Here is a 21,116-nt window from a genome sequence, read left to right on the forward strand (position 1 = left end):
GTTTGAAAATGATTCTGGGTGCTAACTAGCTCGATCGGGGAAGGAACCATGGCACGTGCTGATTTGCTGCTTGACCTTGTCCAAGCAGAGAGAATGGGCGATAAGGACCGCTTTCGGGTCCTAGTTGAAGCAGTAATTGCAGAGGAACGTGCTAACCAGCACCATTTGCTCGCGGATAGACTTTCGGAGATTATCACCACTTCCGGTAAAGGTGCCGCGCGAGACGACCGAGCCGCGGCGATGCGGGACCTCGTAGAGGAGATTGTGCCGCGAAAGACTCTCGATGAGCTAGAGCTTGCCCCTATCCCTGGGCGTGTAATCGCTGAAATTGTCGAAGAGCAGAAGCGCAGCGAATTGCTTCGCAGCTATGGGATCGAACCTCGAAACCGGATTCTACTTTCAGGCCCGCCTGGAAATGGAAAAACTAGCGTAGCGGAGGCGATTGCTACTGAGCTCATGTTGCCTTTGTACGTGATCCGCTATGAAGGTGTGGTTTCAAGTTTTCTTGGTGAAACGGCGGCGCGCCTCGATAGCGCTTTCGAGTTTGCTCGCTCCAGACGGTGCGTATTCTTTTTCGATGAATTGGACACGATTGCAAAAGAACGAGCGGATGAGCACGAAACCGGCGAAATCAAGCGGGTCGTTTCGACGCTTCTTTTGCAAATAGATCGACTTCCAGCACATGTGGTGTTAGTTGGCGCAACTAACCATAGTGAGCTCCTTGATCGCGCCGCGTGGCGGAGGTTCCAAGTTCGAGCGGAACTCGAGGCACCGAGTCGTGCGCAAGCCACTAAATATCTTGAAGACTTAGCTGGACGTTTCGGCGGCGATCTTGGATTTGCACCGAGAACGCTTGCCGACAAGCTAGCTGGAGCTAGTTTTGCGGAGCTTGAGGAATTTGCTCTTGATGTGCGGCGAAGGGCCGTACTTCAACTGCCTGATACAGACTTACGAACGATAGTCAAGGAACGGGTCGAGCACTGGCGTAGTCAGGCAGCCGAATGAGCAGTGAAGCACGGCCGCTTCTGGCACTAGGGAACCCCGAGATTGGCAGCAGAAAAAAACAGAAACCTGCAGTTCCGCCAGCAATCAAAGGCCCTGGTGCCGTGCGCCAGGGAGAGCGCCTAGCCCCTCAATTCCAGGTTCTGGCCGATTCGTTTGCTGGCCAGAGAGCTAAGTTGCATACTGATGCTGCGGAAGAGATTGACCCTGAGCTGGTATTAGTTTTTGAACTTGCAGGTACTGTGCAGGATTTTCGGAATGCAGTAAATCGAATCCCCGGGTTTGAGTTTCTGGTCGAAGCTATTGAAGAAGAATTTGAACCGGATGAAGACTTCTATATCGAGGCGCAAGACTCGGGACGCATTGAACAAAAGGTTAGTGCATCTCTCAACTTAGTAATGTCCAACCGCTCTGCAACAAGCCAACTGATTAGCCTTTTTAGCCAGTGGGTAGAGAACCCATCGATGAAGTTTGATCATGGTTTGGCGAAGTTTCGAGCTGTGTTCGCCCAATTGCGCGATATTCGTAGATGGGGCCCAGACGACCGAGTCAAAGAAACCGGTTTGATCGATGCCTGGCATGAGCGAATTGAAGTGGCAGGTGGCTTTTATAGCCCGGTTCGTATTGAAATTGAGCTTTGGTTTAGGAACGACGCCAACGCACGCCGTGCTGCAGAGTCGCGAGTGTCCGAGATCGTTGAGCGGGCCGGAGGATCTGTAAAGCGACGAGCTGAAATTAAAGGTATTAGCTACCACTCGCTTCTGGTTGAACTTCCTGTACAACAAGTGCAACGCGTAATGCAGGACGGGGCCGATGCGATTGAACTTCTGTCTGCTGATGAAATAATGTTCGTAGGCCCGAGTATTCCGATGACTGTTGCTGCACCCAGCGATGATCCGCCTTCAATGCCCGGCCTGCCTTTGGCGGGAGTAGCTGAGGGGTTGCCTCGAGTCGCGTTATTGGATGGACTTCCGTTCGTAAACCATAAGACGTTGGCAGGTAGGCTCTCTGTTGACGATCCGGATGGCTTCGGAGAGGATTATCCGGTCTCATCACGACATCATGGCACTTCGATGGCGTCGTTAATTATCCATGGTGATCTCTCGAAGCCTGGCGAACCGTCATCTCGGAAGCTTTACGTTCGACCTATTTTGCGTCCGCATGAGTTCAACCCTGGATGGGAGCAGATGCCGAATGACGAACTCTTTCCGGATCTTCTACATCGAGCAATTCTGAGGATCGTCCAGGGGGAGTCTGGGCGGCAGGCGCAAGCCCCCAGTGTTCGAATAGTTAATTTGTCTGTGGGCGTCGAGTCTCGCGCTCTCGTAAGAAAAATGAGCCCGGCCGGCCGGCTACTTGATTGGCTCGCTGTCGAGCTAAACCTGTTGTTCATCGTCAGCGCCGGGAATCATCCGTCGACTCCATTGTCCATTCCTGTCGAATCTGTGACGACCGCAGAGAACGCGACAACGTACGCTGTCAAGGCAGCGAGAACGACTAGCAGACTTCGAGGAATTCTATCGCCGGGTGATTCATTCAATGCACTTACTGTGAGCGCTACCCATGCTGATGAAGCCGGGGCTTTGGATCTCCCGGATGATGTCTGGGATCTTACTGGTCCAGGTATGCCGGCGCATTACGCAGCGGTGGGCCCAGGTGTAGGGCGCTCTATCAAGCCCGATATCTACCACGCAGGTGGTCGTGCCTTATACCTGAAGCCGCTGATCGCGGAAGGCGAGGCTTCTGCTGAGCTTCGTCTTTTGGAAACTCCTGCGGTACCACCTGGTACTAAAGTGGCGGCACCCGGCCGGGGCGGAAAAGTCGACACAGCTGTTTACACTTTCGGGACTAGTAACGCCACAGCGCTTGTCACACGGGAAGCAGATCGAGTTTTCGAAATTCTCGAGGCTGGAGCAGCGGCTGGGGATCCGCGTTTTCCCGACCCGCTGTACCACCCGGTCTTAGCAAAGGCACTAATTGTGCATGCGAGTTCATGGGGGGACAGGTCTAACGAACTCAAACAGATCCTAGAAATGAGTTCAAAAACTGCCAGGCGGGAACTTACTGCGCTACTTGGATACGGAGCTCTTGATATTGAACGGCTGGGAATGGCCGCCACGAATCGTGCCGTCCTTTTGGCTGGTGGCTCATTAGAACAAGACCAACGGCACACTTATCAAGTGCCATTGCCTCCGTCTCTTCGGTCAGTCCGTGCTTGGCACCGAGTTACAGTAACGCTTGCGTATATGGCTCGAACCAGTAGTCAACAATCCCGGTATCGGGGAGCGAAAGTCTTTTTCGAGAGTCCAGACAAGCAAAAGACGGGTGGTAAGAGTACTGAAGGAGAATTTCATGCAGTGAAACGTGGGAGCTGTCAACATGAGATTTTTGAAGGACATACCGGCATGCTCTTCGGTGAAAATGGAACACTTCCAATTGATATTCAGCGTATGAAGTTCGGTGGCAGTGAGGACAAGAGGCAGAGCATCCGTTATGGATTGGTCGTTTCGATCGAGACCAGTGCTGAAACCTCTACTTCAATACATGATGAGGTGAGAGCGGTACTCCGCCAGCAGGTCAGAACACAATCACAACAACGAGTGCAAAGCTAGACCTAGACCTAGACCTAGACCTAGACCTAGACCTAGACCTAGACCTAGACCTAGAGCTTTAGGTCGCTGGCGGATTGTGTGCACGCCAGGCTGGGACCGATAGCTCATTGATGAGTTCGATGACTCATTGGGCACTGGCATTCACGCGATGATCCTTGTCGGTTAGAGGCGTCAAAGACCGTTCAGAACCGAGCCGCATTGCCGCTATTCGACCTCGGTGATCGGGGCGACCGTCGCGTTCACCCCGGCAAGCAGCGCGGCCGCGGGCACCAGGATCCCGTGCCGGTGCGAGCCCGACCCCAGGCCGATCCAGGAATCCTCGGGCAGTTCGGCGATGCTCGCATCGGCAAACACCGGAAGCGCGGTGGTGGTGCCGAGCGGGGTGATGGTGCCGCGCTCAAAGCCGGTAGCCTCCAACGCGAGGTCGGCGTGGGGGAGCGCGAGACGGTTCACACCCACGGCCTGGCGCAGCATCGGCCAGGAAATCTTGCGTCCACCGGGCACCAGTGCCAGCAGAAAGCTGCCATCGTGGCGACGGATCACCAGGGTCTTGACCAGCGCCCCGGGCTCGATCCCGATCTGCGCGGCCGCATCGGCCAGGCTCGTCGCCGGGCCGCGCTCGCGCACCCGAATCGGAATCCCACGCGCCTCGGCGGCGGCCACCACACGCTGGGTGCCCTCGGGCAGATCGGTCACGGCGGGCACGGCGGTTTCAGTCATGCTGAGAAAAACAGCCGCCCGCTCGCCCGCATTCCCCGGGCAACATTATTAGCCAACCAAATTGCCGCCTGCCTGGTTGCGAGATTTCACTCCGGCAGATGTTTGGTCGGCTCAACATCATTCCTTACACAAAAATATCGAGCTGCGCACGAGGAAGCCTGGCCCCCTAAATGCCCTCATTCTCGCTAGTCGTTCTCCTCCGTACGCCGCATCATGGTGAAGGCGATGAGGATTGAGATTGACACCACGCCCACCTGAGTGATCGAGGCCGTGCTTCTTGGGAGAAAGAGTCCCGTGAGAATGAATCCGCCAATTGAGGTGGCAATGACCAACCCAAATGCGATGATCTGGGTGCGTCTTTTGTTTTTCGCTGAGGGTGTCACGTTGCCGGCTTTCGTCAGAAGTCGTTGTTGACTGTAAGCATGGGGCAGCGACTGCACAGTTACCAGATTTTCCCCTGACCTCTCAGCGAATAACGGGGCTTCGTTTTTAGATCCACAGGACTGACGGCACGCAAAAACACGAATGCCGCCCACCTTGCGGTGAGCGGCATTCGTGGTGGTGAACCTAGCGGCTGAAGAGCTTCTGCAGGCGCTGGATGCCCTCGAGCAGGGCGTCGTCGCCGAGGGCGTAGCTGAAGCGGAGGTAGCCGGAGGGGCCGAAGGCCTCGCCAGGAACCGCGGCCACCTCGGCGGCGTCAAGCATCAGGTCGGCGAGCTCCAGCGAGGTGGTCGGGGTCACGCCCGCCCACTCCTGGCCCAGCAGGCCGCGAACGTCGGCGTAGACGTAGAACGCACCCTCGGGGGTCGGCACCGAGACGCCCTCGATCTTGTTGAGTTCGGCCACGATGGTCTTGCGGCGACGATCAAACGCCACGCGCATGGCCTCGACCTCGTCCTGCGGACCGTTCAGCGCGGCGATCGCCGCCCGCTGGGCAATGTTGTTGACGTTGCCCGAGAGGTGGGACTGCAGGTTGGTGAGGGCCTTGATCGCGTCGGCCGGACCCACGGTCCAGCCCACCCGCCAGCCGGTCATCGCATAGGTCTTGGCCACACCGTTGACCAGCAGGGTCTGGTTCGCCAGCGCCGGGACGGCCTCGAGGATCGAGATCGCGCGGGCACCGTCATAGGTGAGGTTCTGGTAGATCTCATCGCTGATGATCCAGATGCCGTGTTCCAGGGCCCACTCGCCGATGGCGCGAGTTTCCTCGGGGGAGTACACGGCCCCGGTGGGGTTGGAGGGCGAGACAAACAGCAGGATCTTGGTGCGCTCGGTGCGGGCGGCCTCAAGCTGGTCGAGGGTGACCTTATATCCGGCCTCGGCGTCGGCGAAGACGTCGATCGCGGTGCCGCCGGCCAGCGCGATGACCTCGGGGTAGGTGGTCCAATACGGGGTCGGGACGATGACCTCGTCGCCGTCGTTCAGCAGCACCTGGAAGGCCTCATAGACCGACTGCTTGCCACCGTTGGTCACCACAACCTGGTTGGCGGCGATCTCGATCCCCGAGTCGCGCAGCGTCTTTGCCACGATGGCCTCGCGCAGCTCGGGAAGCCCGGCGGCGGGGGTATAGCGGTGGTTCTTGGGATCCTTCACGGCGGCCGCCGCGGCCTCCACAATGTGGGCCGGGGTCGCGAAATCGGGTTCACCCGCCGCGTAGCTAATAACCGGGCGGCCCTGCGCCTGGAGGGCCTTGGCCTTCGCATCAACCTTGAGCGTGGCGGATTCGGCGATGGCGGAAATCTTCGTGGAGAGGCGCGGTGTAGTAGTCACCCCCTGATCGTATCCAGAAATCCCCTGGAAAGTCACCGGGATTACGCCGGTTTTCTGCGCACGGATGCGCGGATCCGTCTGGGTAGCGGGACGGACGGGCGTCGAACTAGCCGACCGGCTCGCTCACGCTGGGCATGACACCCTCCAGCGCGCTGAGCACCGGCACCAGCTCGGGTAGCTCGCGGGCGGCCTCGAGAGCTTCGGCGAGGGCACGGTCGTGGGTGGGGCGGGCACGGTCGAGGGCCGCGTGGCCGGCGGCGGTCAGCTCGGTGTAGATGCCGCGGCGATCATCGGCGCAGAGGATCCGGGTCAGTAGCGAGCGCTCCTCCAACCGGGTGACCAGACGCGTGGTTGCGCTACTGGAGAGCGCGGTTGCGCGGGCGAGCTGCTGCATGCGCATGTGCCAGCCGTCCTGGCGGTTCAGCGCATCGAGCACGGTGTATTCCACCATCGAGAGTCCGTGTTCGGACTGCAGGGCCCGTTCGATCGTGGTGTCGATCAGCCCGTGTAGCGCGGCGACTGCACGCCAGCCGCTGGCACGAACCTCGACGGCACTGTCTGCAATACCCATGTCAACTCCCTTGCGGTCGCCTCCAGTGTACCAATCACGCGGGTAGTGCGCTTAAGCAACTAGTTTGCCCAACGCGAACACCGCGGGCTCCGCAAATCCGGACCGATCGGACGGTTGGGCTAGGCGCTGCGGGGGTGGATAACGTACGCTGTTTCTTGCGCAGCGCGGCACGCCAGCCGGGGCTGGCTATCGGACCCCGAGAAAGGTCCCGATATGTCCGCCACCAACGCCACCGCCCTACCGCCCGCGCGTTTCAGCCTGGCCGGTCCGAAGTTTGGCACCGCGCTTCCCGTCCTGCTGCTGGTCTTGACCGCGGTCACCGGCATCGTCGATGCGATCAGCGTGCTTGAACTCGGCCGGGTATTCGTGGCGAATATGACCGGCAACGTGGTCTCGATCGGCTTTGCCCTCGCCGGTGCTCCACACTTCTCGCTGACCGGATCCATCTTTGCCCTCGCCGGCTACATCCTGGGCGCGGGGCTCGGGGGATACGTCATGGCGCGCATCCATCTGGCCCCCATCCGCGCCTTCCGCAACGTGATGGGTGTGGTGGTGCTGGCGTTTGCCGGGGTGGTGGCGATGGCCTGGGTGACCGGGGCAGAGGCCCCGATGATTCAGCACATCATGGTCGCGCTGATGGCCACCGCCCTCGGCGTCCAGGGCGCGGCGGCCCGGGCGCTCGGGGTCCCGGATCTCAGCACCACGGTACTCACGATGACGATCACCGGGCTGGTGGCCGATATCTGGGGTGGGAAATCCGGGGCGCTCACCCGGCGCATCCTGGCGGTCGCGGCGATGTTGTTCGGCGCGTTTGCCGGGGGAGTACTCGTTCTCAATGCGGGAATTCCGGTGGCGCTGAGCGCGGTGCTGCTGATCCAGATTGTGGTGCTGGTGTCGATGTGGAGCCTGGCTCGCAGGAACTAACGCCCGGTTTGCGCATCCCGGAATCATCGGTTAGAGTTTCAGATAGCCACAGACCGCCGGTTCTGTTGTGGTGTGCAAACGCCACGCAGCGAAGGTTCCCCAGGGAACGGCCCGCGTAGGTAACGAAAAGGATTTTTACAGCTGCCCCGTGCAGATGTTGTCTCCCGCTCCGGTACCTGTGCCGGAGCATTTTTTTATGCCTCGGTGGGAAATGGTGCACATCGCTTCCGCGATGTGGGAACCAATACACAAGGAGTAAGCCATGGCGAACAAGGAAGCCGCGGTTGCCGAGCTCACGGAGAAATTCCAGAGCTCGACTGCCGTACTGCTGACCGAGTACCGCGGCCTCACTGTCGCACAGCTCAAGGCGCTGCGCGTTTCCATCAGTGAAGACGCAACCTACGCCGTGGTGAAGAACACGCTGACCAAGATTGCGGCCAACAACGCCGGCATTACCTCGTTTGACGACGAGCTTGCTGGTCCGACCGCCGTCGCTTTCGTTCACGGTGACCCCGTCGCCGTGGCCAAGCAGCTGCGTGCCTTCGCCAAGGCAAACCCTCAGCTCATCGTCAAGGGCGGTTTCTTCGATGGAAACCCCCTCACCGCTGCTGAGGTCGGCAAGCTCGCCGATCTCGAGTCCCGCGAAGTTCTGCTCGGCAAGCTTGCCGGCGCCTTCAAGGCCTCGCTGTTCGGAGCCGCTTATCTGTTCAACGCACCGCTCTCCAAGGCCGTTCGCACGGTCGAGGCGCTGCGTGAGAAGCAGGAGTCCGCAGCCTAGGTTCTACCTAGGAATGCGGTGAGTAACTAAGAAACTATAAGGAGAAACATCATGGCAAAGCTGTCTACTGAAGAACTGCTGAACGCGTTCAAGGAGCTCACCCTCATCGAGCTGTCCGAGTTCGTCAAGGCCTTCGAGGAGACCTTCGAGGTCACCGCCGCCGCTCCCGTTGCCGTTGCTGGTGCTGCTGCTCCGGCCGCTGCTGCCGAAGAGGCTGAGGAGAAGTCGGACTTCGACGTTATCCTCGAGGCTGCTGGCGACAAGAAGATCCAGGTCATCAAGGTTGTGCGCGAGCTGACCTCGCTGGGTCTGGGCGAGGCCAAGGCTGTTGTCGACGGTGCCCCCAAGGCTGTGCTCGAGGGCGCAAACAAGGAAGCCGCCGAGAAGGCAAAGGCTGCTCTGGAAGAGGCTGGCGCAACCGTTACCGTCAAGTAATTTGGGCTCCGCGAGGAGCACTTACTTGAGCGTAATGCGCTGAGTCGATCTTCTGATCGCATTCGTAACGCGTGGCACCCCCGGGTGCCACGCGTTACCGCGTTAAATCCCGGAATTCAGGATTTATATAGCTTGGCTATGTATTATGGACTCATGTCCAGTTCTGATTTATCCACCTCGCGGCGTGATCTGCACGCCATCCTGGGCGACCTCGTGTTTTCGGCACACCGACTCACCCGCATCGCCGCCCACTCCACCTCCAGTACCGAATCTCCGGCGATCTGGCGCACCCTCGACGCCCTGAATACTTCCGGGCCGATGCGCACCGGCGAACTCGCGCGGCACGGACGGGTGTCCCAGCCCACGATGAGCAAGATCATCCGGCTGCTGGAACAGCGCGGCTGGGTGGCCCGCGTGGCCGACCCCACCGATGCCCGCGCCACCGTCCTGGAACTCTCTGTCGAGGGGCGCGACGCCCTGGCCAACTGGCGCGAAACCGTGCTGACCGCGCTCACCCCTCGGTTTGAGGCGCTTTCGGATGAGCAGCTGAACACGCTGGACTCCGCCGCCGGGATCCTCGCCGAGCTGGTGAGCACCTCCGGTCCGGTGGGGCCGGGGGCCCCCGAGGTAGCCGAGCTGCCCGAGGAGGGCGAGCTCGACGAGTCCGCCACGTCCGGCGCTGCCGATGCCGCGGGTTCCGGCTCCGCCGTCCAGGATCGTGAGGCCGAGCCTGCCACCGACTCGGACTCTGCCGCGTCCGCCGCCGGGGAGGCCCGCGCATGAGCGGCCACGCCACCACCGTACCGGCCGCTCCCAGCATGTGGAAGCAGCCCACCGCCGTCTGGGCCGTGGTCTTCGCCTCGGTGATCGCGTTCATGGGCATCGGCCTGGTGGACCCGATCCTCCCGGCCATTGCCAAGGATCTCGACGCAACCCCCGCCCAGGCCGAGCTCCTCTTCACCTCGTACCTGCTGGTCACCGCCCTGGCCATGTTCTTCTCCAGCTGGATCTCCAGCCGCCTGGGGGCCAAACGCACGCTGCTGCTGGGCCTCGTCATCATCGTGGTCTTCGCCCTGGGGGCCGCCCTCTCGGGCAGTGTGGACGAGATCATCGGCTTCCGCGCCGGCTGGGGGCTGGGCAACGCCCTCTTCATCTCCACCGCCCTGGCAACCATCGTGGGTGCCGCCAGCGGTGGTGCCGGATCGGCCATCGTGCTGTACGAGGCGGCGCTGGGTGTGGGCATCGCCGTGGGTCCGCTGCTGGGTGGCCTGCTCGGGAACATCTCCTGGCGCGGACCGTTCTTCGGCACCGCAAGCCTGATGGCGATCGGGTTTATCGCGATCCTGACCGTTTTGAAAAAGGACCCCGCCAAGCCCGCCCCGGTCAAAATCACCGCGGCCTTTAGCGCCCTGCGCCGCCCGGTCCTGGCCCTGCTGGCAGCCACCGCGTTCTTCTACAACGTGGCGTTCTTTATTCTGCTGGCCTACAGCCCGTTCCCGCTGGAACTCGGGGCCACCGGACTCGGCTTTGTATTCTTCGGATGGGGTGTGGCCCTGGCGATCACCAGCGTGGTGGTGGCCCCGATCCTGCTGCGGCACTTCCGCCGCTCGCGGTTGCTGATGGTGGTGCTGACCGCCTTGACCGTGGACCTGATCGCCGCCGGACTCGTGGTGCATAACCGGACCGGGCTGATTATCGCGATCATCGTGGGCGGACTGATCCTCGGTATTTCCAACACCGTGCTGACCGAGGCGGTCATGGAATCCACCGATCTGCCGCGCTCGGTGGCCTCCTCGGCGTACTCGGGCGTGCGGTTCCTTGGTGGCGCGGTGGCCCCGCCCGTGGGTGCGCTGCTCGCCGCGGCGATCGCCCCCGCAGCCCCGTACTACCTGGCTGCGGCGGCCGCGCTGATCGGGGTTTTGATCCTGATCCTGGGACGCAGGGCCCTGGTCTCGGCGGACGAGGGTCACGAAAGCGCGGCCGAGCAGGCCGCGGATATCGTGCTGGGGGATGCCGCCTAGTTGTGTGGTTGTGACGGCGGGCTCGGAGCGATCCGAGCCCGCCGTTATGTCTCGGAAGACGATTTCCCTGATCCGGGTAGAAATATAACGAAGCCATGGGAATTCGGATTATGCGTTGTTCTGCTCTGGGCACGCTGTTAGGCTGACTGGCCTTAGCAGCCATCACTCAAAGGAGCGTGACTATGCCCAAAGCAGTCTTCCCCAGAATCGGTCTGCACCGTGAATCCCCGTACCCCTCGCGCCGCTCATCCCGAGCCCGTTCGCGTGTGGTGTTAAGCATCGCCGTCGCCGGCGTGAGTATCGGCGCCCTGACGGCATGTGGCGGTCCCGGAGGAGGGGGACCGTCCGCCGAAAACTCGAACACCGTGACCATCGCCACCAATATCGGTGGTGAAGAGGCGGCACAGTTGGAAAAGTCCTGGGCCGCGTGGGCCAAGGACAACAACATCACCATCAAACTGAATACCGATAAGGGGTTTGAGCAGCGTATTCAGTCACAGGTTCAGGCCAATAAGACCCCGGATCTGGCGATCTTCTCCCAGCCCGGATTGCTCGCCGACCTGGCGAAGAAGAAGGCCCTGCAACCGGCAAACGACGAGGTGCAGGCGGCGCTGAAAAAGAACTATCCCGCCGACTGGCAGCGCTATGGAACCGTTGATGGCACCGTGTACGGAGTGCCAATCCTGGCAACCGTCAAGGGCTTCATCTGGTATTCGCCGAGCCTGTTCGCCGAGCGAGGCTGGAACGTTCCGGACACCTGGCAGGGGCTGCTGGATCTGACAGCCAAGATCCGGGCCGACACCTCCGCTCCGCCCTGGTGTGCGGGATTCTCCGCCGGCGCGGCCAGCGGCTGGCCCGGAACCGACTGGATCGAGGACGTGGTCCTGCGTCAGTCCGGTCCCGAGGTGTATGACGACTGGGTGGAAAACAAGATCCCCTTCAGCGACCCGCGCATTCAGTCGGCGTTTGAGGAGACCGGCAAGATTCTGTTAAACCCCGACTACGTCAATGCGGGGTTCGGAAGTCCCACCTCGATCAACGCCACCGGCTATGGTGATGAGATTGCCGCCGCCTTCAAATCCGGCAAGTGTGTCCTCACCCATCAGGCCTCCTTCTTTGACACCTTTGCCCAGAGCGCGGGGCTCAGCGTCGGGCCCGACGCCGACCTGTGGGCATTTCCGACCCCGGGGTTTGGCACCGACGGCGGCAAGAATAACGCGGTTACCGGTGCCGGAGATACCGTAGCGGCCTTCAACACCAAGGCTGCCTCGGCCAAGGTCCTCGCCTATTTGGCCTCGCCCGAGTGGGCAAACTCCCGGGTCAAGCTCGGGGGCGTGATCTCGCCCAACACCGGGCTGGATCCCGACGCCGCATCGAGTCCGATCCTGAAGGAGTCGATTTCGGTTCTGCAAAACCCCGACATTACCTTCCGGTTCGATGCCTCCGACCTGATGCCCGCGGCGGTGGGAACCACCTCGTTCCTCACCGGAATCACCGACTGGATCGACGGGGGATCCCTACCGGATATCACCAGGAAAATCGACGCCAGCTGGCCCGTCAAGTAGCCGGCAGGGCGCAAAATGCCTGAACTTTTTGACTGGATAGCCACGCTGCCGGTACTGCTTCAGGGTGTGGTCATCATCGCGGTGTTTGTGGCCGTGGTGGGACTGATCGTCCTGGCGGTGGAGTACCTTCCGCGGCCCGGCCGGGGCGGAACGATCTTCCGGATCTCCCTGGCCGTGCTGGTGCCGGTGATCATCCTGGCGCTTTTGCACACGTACGACATCGCGATCGCCGCCGGCGCGCTGGTTGGGCTGGGACTGTTCCTGCTCGACCGGCGCGCCCGCCGGGGTGCGGGATCACTCCTCCAGCTGTGGGCGTTTCTCGCCCCCGCCGGGGCGCTGCTGATCCTGGGCCTGGTGATCCCGTTTATCCGTACCGTGCTGTTTGCGTTTCAGGATGATTCGGGCACCGAATTTGTGGGCTTCGAGAACTTTGCCTGGATCTTCTCCAACCCGGACAACCTGATCACCGTGGGGAACACGCTGATCTGGGTGCTGGTGGCACCCGCGGCCTCGACCATCCTGGGTCTGATCTACGCGGTGTTTATCGATAACAGCCGGGGAGAGAAGATCTACAAGCTGTTGGTATTTCTCCCCATGGCCATCTCATTCGTCGGGGCATCGATCATCTGGCGTCTGGTTTACCAGGCCCGTCCCGCCGATGAAGCACAGGTCGGCCTGATGAACGCGGTGCTGGGGATGGTGGGATTGGGGCCGGTGGATCCGCTCTCCAGCGCCCCCGCCAACACCTTTGCGATGATTGTGGTGTTCGTGTGGATCCAGGTCGGATTCGCGATGGTGGTGCTCTCCGCCGCGATCAAGGGGGTGCCCGCCGAGCAGCACGAGGCGGCAGCCCTGGACGGTGCGAGCGCATTTCGCCGGTTTACCCAGGTCACCATCCCCTGGATTAGGCCCACCCTGATCGTGGTGCTCTCCACCGCCTCGATCGCCTCACTCAAGGTGTTTGACATCGTCATCGCCATGACCAACGGGCGTAATTCCTCCGGGGTGCTTGCACAACAGATGTATGAGCGCTTCACCCTGGGCGAAAACGGGCGGGCGGCGGCGTTTGCGCTGTTGCTGTGCATTTTGGTGATCCCGCTCATCGTGATTAACGTTCGCAATCTTCGTCGCAGCAGAGAGGGGCAGTAACATGACCGCGAGTACGGTGCTTGATCCCAATACACGCCCGAATCTCCCTCCCGAGAAACCGCGGACGCTTGACCGGGTTCGCGAGAAACTCAGCTCCAAAACCGCGACCATCGCCGCCCTGCTGATCGCGATTCTCTGGACGCTCCCAACGCTTGGCCTCCTGGTTTCCTCCTTCCGCACCCCCGATGCGGTGGCCACCAGCGGATGGTGGACGGCGTTTACCGATGGCGGGTTGACCCTGGATAACTACGAGGCGATCTTCGACCCGACCCGGGTGTACGTGAATATTGGGGAGGGCCTGCTCAACTCGCTGGCCATCACCATCCCCGGCGCGATCCTGCCCCTGGGGCTTGCGCTGTTGGCCGCCTACGCGTTTGCATGGATTCCGTTTCGCGGGCGCAACTGGATATTCATCGGCATCTTTGCGCTGCAGATCGTGCCGATCCAGATGGTCATGGTGCCGCTGCTTCGGCTCTTCAGCAGCGGGGAGATCTTTGGGACCGTGGTGGTCCGGCCGCTCGGGGGTGACAGTGGGTTCGCCTCAATCTGGCTGGCCCATACGATCCTGGCGCTCCCGTTGACGATCTTCCTGCTACATAATTTCATCGCCAGTCTGCCCAACGACCTGTTTGAGGCCGCGCGGATTGACGGTGCCGGGCACGGGCAGATCTTCCTGCGGATCGTGTTACCGCTGGCGATGCCGGCCATCGCCTCGATCGCGATCTTCCAGTTCCTCTGGGTGTGGAACGACCTGCTGATCGCGCTGGTCTTCTCCAGTAGCGATCAGAATCCGATCACGGTCATGCTGACCAATATGGTGGGCACCCAGGGGCAGAACACGTTCCTGCTCTCGGCGGCCGCGTTTATCTCGATCATCATTCCTCTGCTGGTGTTCCTGGGGCTTCAGCGCTACTTCGTGCGCGGGCTCCTGGCGGGGGCAACCAAGGGATAGGGCGTTTGTGAAGACGGATGCGGCGGCACCGGGTGAATGTCCGGTGCCGCCGCGTCGGGCACCCATTCGGGGTGGGATAGTCTCGCCCGTGTGTCGGGGAAGCGGGAGTATGCTGACCGCATGAGTATGCGCGCAGCGAGGGTGATAAATAAGGGAGTCCGAGCCCCGGGACTCCGGGAAAACGCGGCCCGATGAGTATGCGGGGACCCGGCGGCGGAGGCGGCCGCGGCGGTGGGCGGGTGAGCGGCGCGGACGAATCCGCCCAGCGCGCCATGAACGCGCAGGCCCCAAAAATCCCGCACCTACTGCGCCGAATCTTCACCCTGTTTGCCCCGTATAAACCCAAGATCATCGTCACGATCGCGCTGGTCCTGGTCGGGGCCGCGCTCTCGGTGCTCCCGCCGCTGCTGGTGTCCCGCGCGTTTGATGACGGGCTGTTTCCCAAGAGCGGCACCCCGAACCTGCCGGTGCTGACCACCATCGTCATCACGATGATCATCATTTTTGTGGGATCCACCGCCCTCGGGGTCTGGCAAACCTGGCTCACCGCGACCGTGGGAAACTCGGTTATGGGCGACCTGCGCGTGCGCCTGTTTCGCCGTCTCCAGGAAATGGAGCTGAGCTTTTTCACCCGCACCAAGACCGGTGTGATCCAGTCGCGCCTGCAAAACGACGTGGGCGGAGTCTCCTCGGTTCTCACCAACACGATCTCCAGCGTGCTGGGCAACATCGTCACGGTGATCGCCGCACTGGTCGCGATGCTGATGCTCAACGTTCAGCTGACCATCATCGCGCTGATCCTGATGCCGGTCCTGGTCATCGCCCAGCGCCGGGTAGGCCAGGTGCGGGCGCGCATCGCGACCCAGACGCAGGAGTCGCTCTCCGAGATGACCGCGATCACCCAGGAGACCCTGAGCGTCTCGGGCATCCTGCTGGCCAAGAGCTTCGGCCGTCAGGAGGCCGAGATCGGCCGCTACCAGTCGGCGAATAAGGTGCAGGTGGGGCTCCAGGTGCGCCAGCAGATGAGCGGCCAGTGGTTCTTCGCGATGGTCAACATCTTCCTCTCCTCGATCCCGGCGATCGTCTACCTGGTCTCGGGCTATCTGATCACCGGCGGGGCGACGGATATTTCCGCCGGTGTGATCGTGGCCTTCACCACGGTGCAGTCGCGGCTGCTGTTCCCGCTGATCTCGATCATGCGAGTGGGCCTTGACCTGCAGACCTCGGGCGCGCTGTTTGCCCGCATCTTCGAATACCTCGACCTGAAACCGGCTATCGCCGATGCGCCGAACGCGGTGAATGTGTCCCGGGCGAAGGGGCCGGCCGGGCAGATCGACTTCGACAACGTGACCTTCCGCTATCCCGATGCCTCGGAGAGCGAACCGGCGACCCTGGACGGGGTGAGCTTCAGCATCCGTCCGGGCCAGTTTGCCGCGTTTGTGGGCCCCAGCGGCGCCGGTAAAACCACGATCTCGTACCTGATTCCGCGCTTCTACGACTCCACCGGTGGCACCGTACGCTTCTCGGGCACCGCGGTGACCGAGCTGACCCACGAGTCCCTGGTTGAGCGCATCGGCGTGGTCAATCAGGAAACGTACCTGTTCCACGCGTCCATCGCCGAGAACCTGCGCTACGCCAAACCCGATGCGACCGATGCCGAGCTGGAAGCGGCCGCTCGCGCGGCCAACATCCACGACACCATCGCCCGCTTCCCCGAGGGGTACAACACCCTGGTGGGGGAGCGCGGTTACCGGCTCTCCGGTGGTGAAAAGCAGCGGGTGGCCATCGCCCGGGTTCTGCTCAAGGATCCGCCCGTGCTGATCCTGGACGAGGCCACCAGTGCGCTGGACACCCTCTCCGAGCGGGTGGTGCAGCGTGCGCTGGAACAGGCCTCGGAGGGACGCACCACCGTGGCGATCGCCCACCGACTCTCCACGATTGTGTCCGCGGACGTCATATTTGTGCTCGAGGGTGGACACATCGTTGAGTCGGGAACCCATGAGGAACTGCTCGCAGCCGAGGGTTTATATGCCCGACTCTTCGCCGAGCAGATGCACGGCTAGCGGGCCGAATTCGCCGAAACGTAACACTTGATTTCTGCCGGTTACAGTTAGGGTTGCGGATTATTATCCGCCGCCGCCCGAAAACCCCGGGTGCGAGTAAGGAATCACACACATGAAGTACGCAGAGTCCGTGGTGGACCTGATCGGCAACACCCCGCTGGTCAAGCTGAACCGGGTCACCGAGGGCATTACCGCAACCGTTTTGGTGAAGGTCGAGTACCTGAACCCTGGCGGATCGGTGAAGGATCGCGTCGCGCTGAAGATGATCACCGAGGCCGAGAAGGCCGGTGAGCTGCTTCCGGGCGGCACCATCGTGGAACCCACCAGCGGAAACACCGGGGTGGGCCTAGCGCTGGTCGCCCAGCAGCGCGGATATCAGTGTGTGTTTGTCACCCCGGATAAGGTGGGCGAGGAAAAGCGCGACGTGCTCCGCGCCTACGGTGCCGAGGTAGTGGTGACCCCGACATCGGTGAGCCCCGATTCCCCGCAGTCCTACTATGCGGTCTCGGACCGGCTGACCGCCGAGATCCCCGGGGCCTATAAGCCCAACCAGTTCTTCAACGACAACGGTCCGCTGAGCCACTACGAGTCCACCGGACCCGAGATCTGGCGCGACACCGACGGCAAGGTCACCCACTTCGTGGCCGGTGCCGGGACCGGCGGGACCATCTCGGGTGCCGCGCGCTACCTGCGCGAGGTGTCGAATGACGGCGTGCGGATCATCGCAGCCGACCCTGAGGGATCGATCTACTCGGGTGGCACCGGTCGCCCCTACCTGGTCGAGGGTGTGGGCGAGGACATGTGGCCGGGCACCTACCACCCCGAACTCGTGGACGAGGCGATCGCGATTGACGATGCCGAATCCTTCGCGATGACCCGCCGCCTGGCCCGCGAGGAGGGCCTGCTCGTGGGTGGATCCTCCGGTATGGCGGTGGCCGCCGGACTCCGCGTGGCCCGGACCCTCGGACCCGAAGACGTAATGGTGATCCTGCTGCCGGATTCCGGCCGCGGCTACCTCACCAAGGTGTTCAACGACGGGTGGATGCGCGACTTTGGGTACGACCACGGCGAGGGTGAGACCCTGGCAAGCGTGTTGCCGGCAGACGTGAGCGCCGCGCTCCCGCGCCTCGCCCCCGCGGACACCGTGACCGCCGCCGGCGCGCGTTTGCGCGAGCTTGGCCTCCCCGCCCTGCCGATTATCACCACCACCGCGGACCCGGTGCTCGGCGAGGTCTGGGGTGCGGTGCGCGAATCCGACCTGCTCGCCGGGCTGCTGGCCGGCGAGATCACCGCCGAGACGGCCGTGGACCGCGGCATCGGTGCCCCGATTGCCACGATCGGCTCGGGCCGCGGCATTGCCGAGGCACGCGTCGCCCTCGAGGAGCACGGCGTCCTGCTGGTGCTGACCGACGGTAAGCCCGTGGCGATCCTGACCCCCGGCATCCTGATCGATGCCCTGGCCGCGAAGGCCACCGCATAATGAGCACCATCCATGGGGTTCCGGTGGCCGTGTTGGCCGCCACCGCGACCCAGAACGTGTCCGGCGCCACCGGCGAGTGTCCGCGCTAATCGCCCCGTAACATCGCGTTTCGGGCGACCCCGTCGCCAGCCACTTTGGCGTGCCCCCGCACGCCCTCCCCGCGCCTCGCGCACACACGTTTTTTCCGAAAGGACACCCCATGACCCACTCCGAAGGCTTCGCCACCCGCGCCATTCACGCCGGCCAGGAATTTGATCCGACCACCGGTGCCGTGATCCCGCCGCTCTACCTCACCTCGACCTTCGTCCAGGCGGGGATGGGCCAGCTGCGCGGAGGCTACGAGTACTCCCGCGGCGGCAACCCCACCCGCACCTCGTTGGAAACCCAGATGGCGGCGCTGGATGACGCCAAGCATGCGATCACCTTCTCCTCGGGCCTGGCCGCCGAGGACGGCCTGCTGCGCGCGATACTGCGCCCCGGAGACCACGTGGTGATCGGCAACGACGCCTACGGCGGAAGCTACCGACTGATCAGCCGGGTCTTCGGCCCGTGGGGCATCACCCACACGGTCGTGGACCTCGGCGATGCCGATGCCGTGGCCGCTGCCATCACCGAGAACACCAAGATTCTCTGGGTGGAGACCCCCTCCAACCCGCTGCTGGCGATCACCGATATCGCCGCGCTCGCCGAGATTGCCCATGCCCAGGACGTGCGCGTGCTGGTGGATAACACCTTCGCGACCCCGATCCTGCAGCAGCCGCTGGCCCTCGGCGCGGACATCGTGGTGTACTCGACCACCAAGTACATCGGCGGCCACTCCGACGTCATCGGCGGCGCGATTGTGCTCAACGATGATGAGCTGGCCGAAGCCGTGCGCTTCCAGCAGTTCGCCGTGGGTGCGATCTCCGCCCCGCTCGAGGCCTGGCTGACCACCCGCGGCATCAAGACCCTGCCGCTGCGCATGCGTCAGCACGGCGAGAACGCGCAGGCCGTGGCCGAGCTGCTGGAGTCGCGTCCCGAGGTCGAGCGCGTGTACTACCCGGGCTTGGAAAGCCACCCCGGACACGAGCTCGCCAAGAAGCAGATGAGCGGCTTTGGTGGCATGGTGTCCTTCGCCCTGCGCGGGGGACGCGAGGCGGCGATCGCGTTTGCCGAGAGCACCGAGCTGTTCCAGCTGGCCGAATCCCTCGGCGGCGTGGAATCGCTGATGAACTACCCGGCACTGATGACCCACGCCTCGGTCGCCGGCACCGAGCTGGCCGTGCCGGACAACGTGCTGCGCCTCTCGGTGGGAGTGGAGGACGTCGCGGACCTGCTAGCCGATATGGAGCGCGCGTTCGAGCGCACGGCCGCAAGACTGGCCTAGCGCTCGATCACCGAGCTAGCGTCGGTTTCGGTCCGGGCATCGGTCTCGGGCCTGGCACCCCATCACACAACCGGGCGGATCCTCCCTGCGAGGGTCCGCCCGGTTTCGTGTGGGCGAACCGAATCGAGCGCCTCGGCCACGCAGAACGGGCGGGATGCCACGCTCAACGGTCACCGAGTGGGCGCCATACCCGAAACAAAGCCCGGAAACAGGGCCTCCCGCTCGGGGGACAACCGGTTATGAAGCGGTCATTCGGGCGCGGGGAACGGGCGGGGGTGGGCAAAAAATCGCGTGTTAGTTTGAGAAAATCATCCCCCACGCAGTTTCACTCAATGAGGAGAAGTACGTTCCGTGCACCCTCACTGTTTGCGTACCGAAACCGAGGCCCCCGCATGACTTCCACCCTCGTCCCGCAGCGCGGGCTCCTTGAACGCCTCGGCCTGACCGCGCCGATCGCGATCGGCCTGGCCGCGGTCACCGTCTTCTTGATCGGTGATGGCATCGAGTCCGTCTGGCTCGCCAACTACCTGCACACCACCGAGGGCTTCACCGTCGCCGAGGCCAGCGCGGTCATCACCGCCTACGGCATCGTGGTGGCCATCGCCTCGTTCTTCTCGGGCGCGCTGCCCGAGGCCTGGGGCGTGCGCCGCGTGATGACCATCGGGCTGGTGGCCTTCCTCTTCTTCGCCGCCCTGTTCATCCTGGTTGCGCTGCCCTCGCAGAACCTCGGCCTGGTGATCGGCATCTACGCGCTGCGCGGGATCGGCTATCCCTTCTTCGCCTACGGCTTCCTCACCTGGGTGCTCAACGCGTCCTCCCCCGAGAAGCAGTCGCCGGTGGCCGGATGGTTCTGGTTCGCGTTCTCCAGCGGCATGCAGATCATCGGCCCGGCCCTGGCCAGCGTCCTGCTGCCCGGCGTCGGCGCCATCTCGACCCTCTGGGTGGGCTTCGCCCTGGCCGCAATCGGCGGGATCGCCGGCATCGCCTTCCTGGGACGGACCGCGGCGAAAACCGAGTCCACCCGCGGCAACGCCACCGCGGCACTGGCCCGCGGCCTCTCGATCCTCTGGCGTCGCCCCAAGGTGTCGCTGCTGCTGATCGTCAAGGTGGTCAACCTCGCCGGTCCGCTGGCCGTGGCCGTGTTCTATGTGCCCTACCTGGTCTCCGAGATTCACCTGCCCGAGGCGCTGGCGATCAACGTGTTCACCGTCTACGGCATCTCGGCGGTGATTGGCAACGTGGTCTGGGGCAACCTCGGCAACCGGATTGGCTGGCATCGCTCGACCCAGTGGATCGCGACCCCGCTGTGTGCGCTGGGCATCTTCGCCTACTACTACATCCCGCAGCTGGTGGGACCGAACTTCGCGCTGATCGCCCTGGCCTCGGTGATCATGGGGGCCGGTGCCAGCGCATACGTGCCGATGAACCCGCTGGCCATCGCGCATGGACACGGCGAGACCGGCGCGATCATGTCGGTGCTGAACCTGGGCGCGGGCCTCGCGGCCGTCGTGGGTCCGGGTCTGGTTGCCGCGCTGGTTGCGGTCACCGGATACCAGGGCATCGCCTGGGGGCTGATCGCGCTCTACGGCCTCGCGTTTGTCGTGACGATCTTCCTCAAGCTGCCCAATGAGGCCGAGCTGCGTAGCGCGCAGGCGGCCCAGCCGGCCGCGGTGCCGGTCGGTCACTAACCCCCACCGTGTGCAGGACC

General features: G+C 62.9%; 18 protein-coding genes. 14 read left to right on the plus strand and 4 right to left on the minus strand.

Features of this window, described 5'->3' with window-relative positions; all coding sequences use genetic code 11:
- Positions 1-48: 48 nt before the first annotated feature.
- Together IE92_RS17990 and IE92_RS17995 are read left to right on the plus strand one after the other, a co-directional pair.
- Complete coding sequence (locus tag IE92_RS17990; RefSeq protein WP_081864185.1) at positions 49-1,005, plus strand: AAA family ATPase; 957 nt, start codon at positions 49-51, stop codon at positions 1,003-1,005.
- Entirely contained in the window at positions 1,002-3,614 is a 2,613-nt protein-coding gene (locus IE92_RS17995) for a S8 family peptidase (RefSeq protein WP_081864173.1), read from the plus strand. Before IE92_RS17990 ends, IE92_RS17995 begins: the two co-directional genes overlap by 4 nt.
- A gap of 204 nt (positions 3,615-3,818) precedes the next feature.
- Here IE92_RS17995 and IE92_RS0114870 read toward each other — a convergent pair whose 3' ends face one another.
- From IE92_RS0114870 to IE92_RS0114885, 4 genes are all read right to left on the minus strand, one after another.
- Positions 3,819-4,334 (minus strand): aminoacyl-tRNA deacylase, encoded by a 516-nt coding sequence (locus IE92_RS0114870; protein WP_051702011.1) that lies wholly within the window; start codon positions 4,332-4,334, stop codon positions 3,819-3,821.
- A gap of 185 nt (positions 4,335-4,519) precedes the next feature.
- Positions 4,520-4,774, minus strand: coding sequence for a hypothetical protein (locus IE92_RS0114875; RefSeq protein WP_156027607.1), 255 nt, complete (start codon positions 4,772-4,774; stop codon positions 4,520-4,522).
- A gap of 127 nt (positions 4,775-4,901) precedes the next feature.
- Positions 4,902-6,104: a pyridoxal phosphate-dependent aminotransferase gene (locus IE92_RS0114880; RefSeq protein WP_030149295.1), complete on the minus strand. Its 1,203-nt coding sequence runs from the start codon at positions 6,102-6,104 to the stop codon at positions 4,902-4,904.
- A 106-nt stretch (positions 6,105-6,210) separates the two neighbouring features.
- On the minus strand, positions 6,211-6,675 hold the full coding sequence (locus IE92_RS0114885; protein ID WP_030149296.1) for a MarR family winged helix-turn-helix transcriptional regulator: 465 nt from the start codon (positions 6,673-6,675) through the stop codon (positions 6,211-6,213).
- Positions 6,676-6,888: 213 nt separating this feature from the next.
- On the opposite strand from IE92_RS0114885, the gene IE92_RS0114890 reads away from it, so the two are divergent.
- The 12 genes from IE92_RS0114890 (at position 6,889) to IE92_RS0114950 (ending at position 21,096) form a co-directional block, all read left to right on the plus strand.
- Positions 6,889-7,599, plus strand: coding sequence for a YoaK family protein (locus IE92_RS0114890; protein WP_030149297.1), 711 nt, complete (start codon positions 6,889-6,891; stop codon positions 7,597-7,599).
- Positions 7,600-7,861: 262 nt separating this feature from the next.
- Positions 7,862-8,377, plus strand: coding sequence for a 50S ribosomal protein L10 (rplJ, locus tag IE92_RS0114895; RefSeq protein WP_030149298.1), 516 nt, complete (start codon positions 7,862-7,864; stop codon positions 8,375-8,377).
- A gap of 51 nt (positions 8,378-8,428) precedes the next feature.
- Entirely contained in the window at positions 8,429-8,812 is a 384-nt protein-coding gene (gene rplL, locus IE92_RS0114900; RefSeq protein ID WP_030149299.1) for a 50S ribosomal protein L7/L12, read from the plus strand.
- 153 nt (positions 8,813-8,965) lie between these two features.
- The gene (locus IE92_RS0114905) at positions 8,966-9,595 is read left to right on the plus strand and encodes a MarR family winged helix-turn-helix transcriptional regulator (protein ID WP_081864174.1); all 630 of its coding nucleotides are present in this window, start codon (positions 8,966-8,968) and stop codon (positions 9,593-9,595) included.
- Positions 9,592-10,833 carry an MFS transporter gene (locus tag IE92_RS0114910; protein WP_030149301.1) on the plus strand — a complete coding sequence of 414 codons (1,242 nt, stop codon included), beginning with the start codon at positions 9,592-9,594 and terminating at the stop codon, positions 10,831-10,833. The genes IE92_RS0114905 and IE92_RS0114910 overlap by 4 nt, the downstream gene beginning before the upstream one ends.
- A 365-nt stretch (positions 10,834-11,198) precedes the next feature.
- A complete protein-coding gene (locus IE92_RS0114915; protein ID WP_245601315.1) occupies positions 11,199-12,398 on the plus strand; it encodes an ABC transporter substrate-binding protein in 1,200 nt (399 codons plus the stop codon).
- Between the two features lie 15 nt (positions 12,399-12,413).
- The gene (locus IE92_RS0114920) at positions 12,414-13,547 is read left to right on the plus strand and encodes a carbohydrate ABC transporter permease (protein WP_030149303.1); all 1,134 of its coding nucleotides are present in this window, start codon (positions 12,414-12,416) and stop codon (positions 13,545-13,547) included.
- Position 13,548: 1 nt separating this feature from the next.
- Entirely contained in the window at positions 13,549-14,499 is a 951-nt protein-coding gene (locus IE92_RS0114925; RefSeq protein WP_030149304.1) for a carbohydrate ABC transporter permease, read from the plus strand.
- A 197-nt stretch (positions 14,500-14,696) separates the two neighbouring features.
- Positions 14,697-16,562, plus strand: a complete 1,866-nt coding sequence (locus tag IE92_RS0114930) for an ABC transporter ATP-binding protein (protein WP_030149305.1) — start codon at positions 14,697-14,699, stop codon at positions 16,560-16,562.
- A 112-nt stretch (positions 16,563-16,674) separates the two neighbouring features.
- Positions 16,675-18,042, plus strand: coding sequence for a cystathionine beta-synthase (locus IE92_RS0114935; RefSeq protein WP_030149306.1), 1,368 nt, complete (start codon positions 16,675-16,677; stop codon positions 18,040-18,042).
- A 199-nt stretch (positions 18,043-18,241) separates the two neighbouring features.
- Entirely contained in the window at positions 18,242-19,408 is a 1,167-nt protein-coding gene (locus IE92_RS0114945) for a cystathionine gamma-synthase (protein WP_030149307.1), read from the plus strand.
- A gap of 392 nt (positions 19,409-19,800) precedes the next feature.
- Entirely contained in the window at positions 19,801-21,096 is a 1,296-nt protein-coding gene (locus IE92_RS0114950) for an MFS transporter (RefSeq protein ID WP_051702012.1), read from the plus strand.
- Positions 21,097-21,116 lie beyond the last annotated feature (20 nt).

It is taken from the genome of Mycetocola saprophilus, assembly GCF_000718085.1.
In the GTDB taxonomy this organism is placed as follows: Bacteria; Actinomycetota; Actinomycetes; order Actinomycetales; family Microbacteriaceae; genus Mycetocola; species Mycetocola saprophilus.

What these genes read in the sequence shown, in the direction of transcription:
- IE92_RS0114945 (WP_030149307.1), top strand. Translation starts at nt 18,242, where the DNA reads ATGACCCACTCCGAAGGCTTCGCCACCCGCGCCATTCACGCCGGCCAG.
- IE92_RS17995 (WP_081864173.1), top strand. Translation starts at nt 1,002, where the DNA reads ATGAGCAGTGAAGCACGGCCGCTTCTGGCACTAGGGAACCCCGAGATT.
- IE92_RS17990 (WP_081864185.1), top strand. Translation starts at nt 49, where the DNA reads ATGGCACGTGCTGATTTGCTGCTTGACCTTGTCCAAGCAGAGAGAATG.
- IE92_RS0114930 (WP_030149305.1), top strand. Translation starts at nt 14,697, where the DNA reads ATGCGGGGACCCGGCGGCGGAGGCGGCCGCGGCGGTGGGCGGGTGAGC.
- rplJ (WP_030149298.1), top strand. Translation starts at nt 7,862, where the DNA reads ATGGCGAACAAGGAAGCCGCGGTTGCCGAGCTCACGGAGAAATTCCAG.
- IE92_RS0114885 (WP_030149296.1), bottom strand. Translation starts at nt 6,675, where the DNA reads ATGGGTATTGCAGACAGTGCCGTCGAGGTTCGTGCCAGCGGCTGGCGT.
- rplL (WP_030149299.1), top strand. Translation starts at nt 8,429, where the DNA reads ATGGCAAAGCTGTCTACTGAAGAACTGCTGAACGCGTTCAAGGAGCTC.
- IE92_RS0114910 (WP_030149301.1), top strand. Translation starts at nt 9,592, where the DNA reads ATGAGCGGCCACGCCACCACCGTACCGGCCGCTCCCAGCATGTGGAAG.
- IE92_RS0114870 (WP_051702011.1), bottom strand. Translation starts at nt 4,334, where the DNA reads ATGACTGAAACCGCCGTGCCCGCCGTGACCGATCTGCCCGAGGGCACC.
- IE92_RS0114935 (WP_030149306.1), top strand. Translation starts at nt 16,675, where the DNA reads ATGAAGTACGCAGAGTCCGTGGTGGACCTGATCGGCAACACCCCGCTG.
- IE92_RS0114950 (WP_051702012.1), top strand. Translation starts at nt 19,801, where the DNA reads ATGACTTCCACCCTCGTCCCGCAGCGCGGGCTCCTTGAACGCCTCGGC.
- IE92_RS0114905 (WP_081864174.1), top strand. Translation starts at nt 8,966, where the DNA reads ATGTCCAGTTCTGATTTATCCACCTCGCGGCGTGATCTGCACGCCATC.
- IE92_RS0114925 (WP_030149304.1), top strand. Translation starts at nt 13,549, where the DNA reads ATGACCGCGAGTACGGTGCTTGATCCCAATACACGCCCGAATCTCCCT.
- IE92_RS0114920 (WP_030149303.1), top strand. Translation starts at nt 12,414, where the DNA reads ATGCCTGAACTTTTTGACTGGATAGCCACGCTGCCGGTACTGCTTCAG.
- IE92_RS0114890 (WP_030149297.1), top strand. Translation starts at nt 6,889, where the DNA reads ATGTCCGCCACCAACGCCACCGCCCTACCGCCCGCGCGTTTCAGCCTG.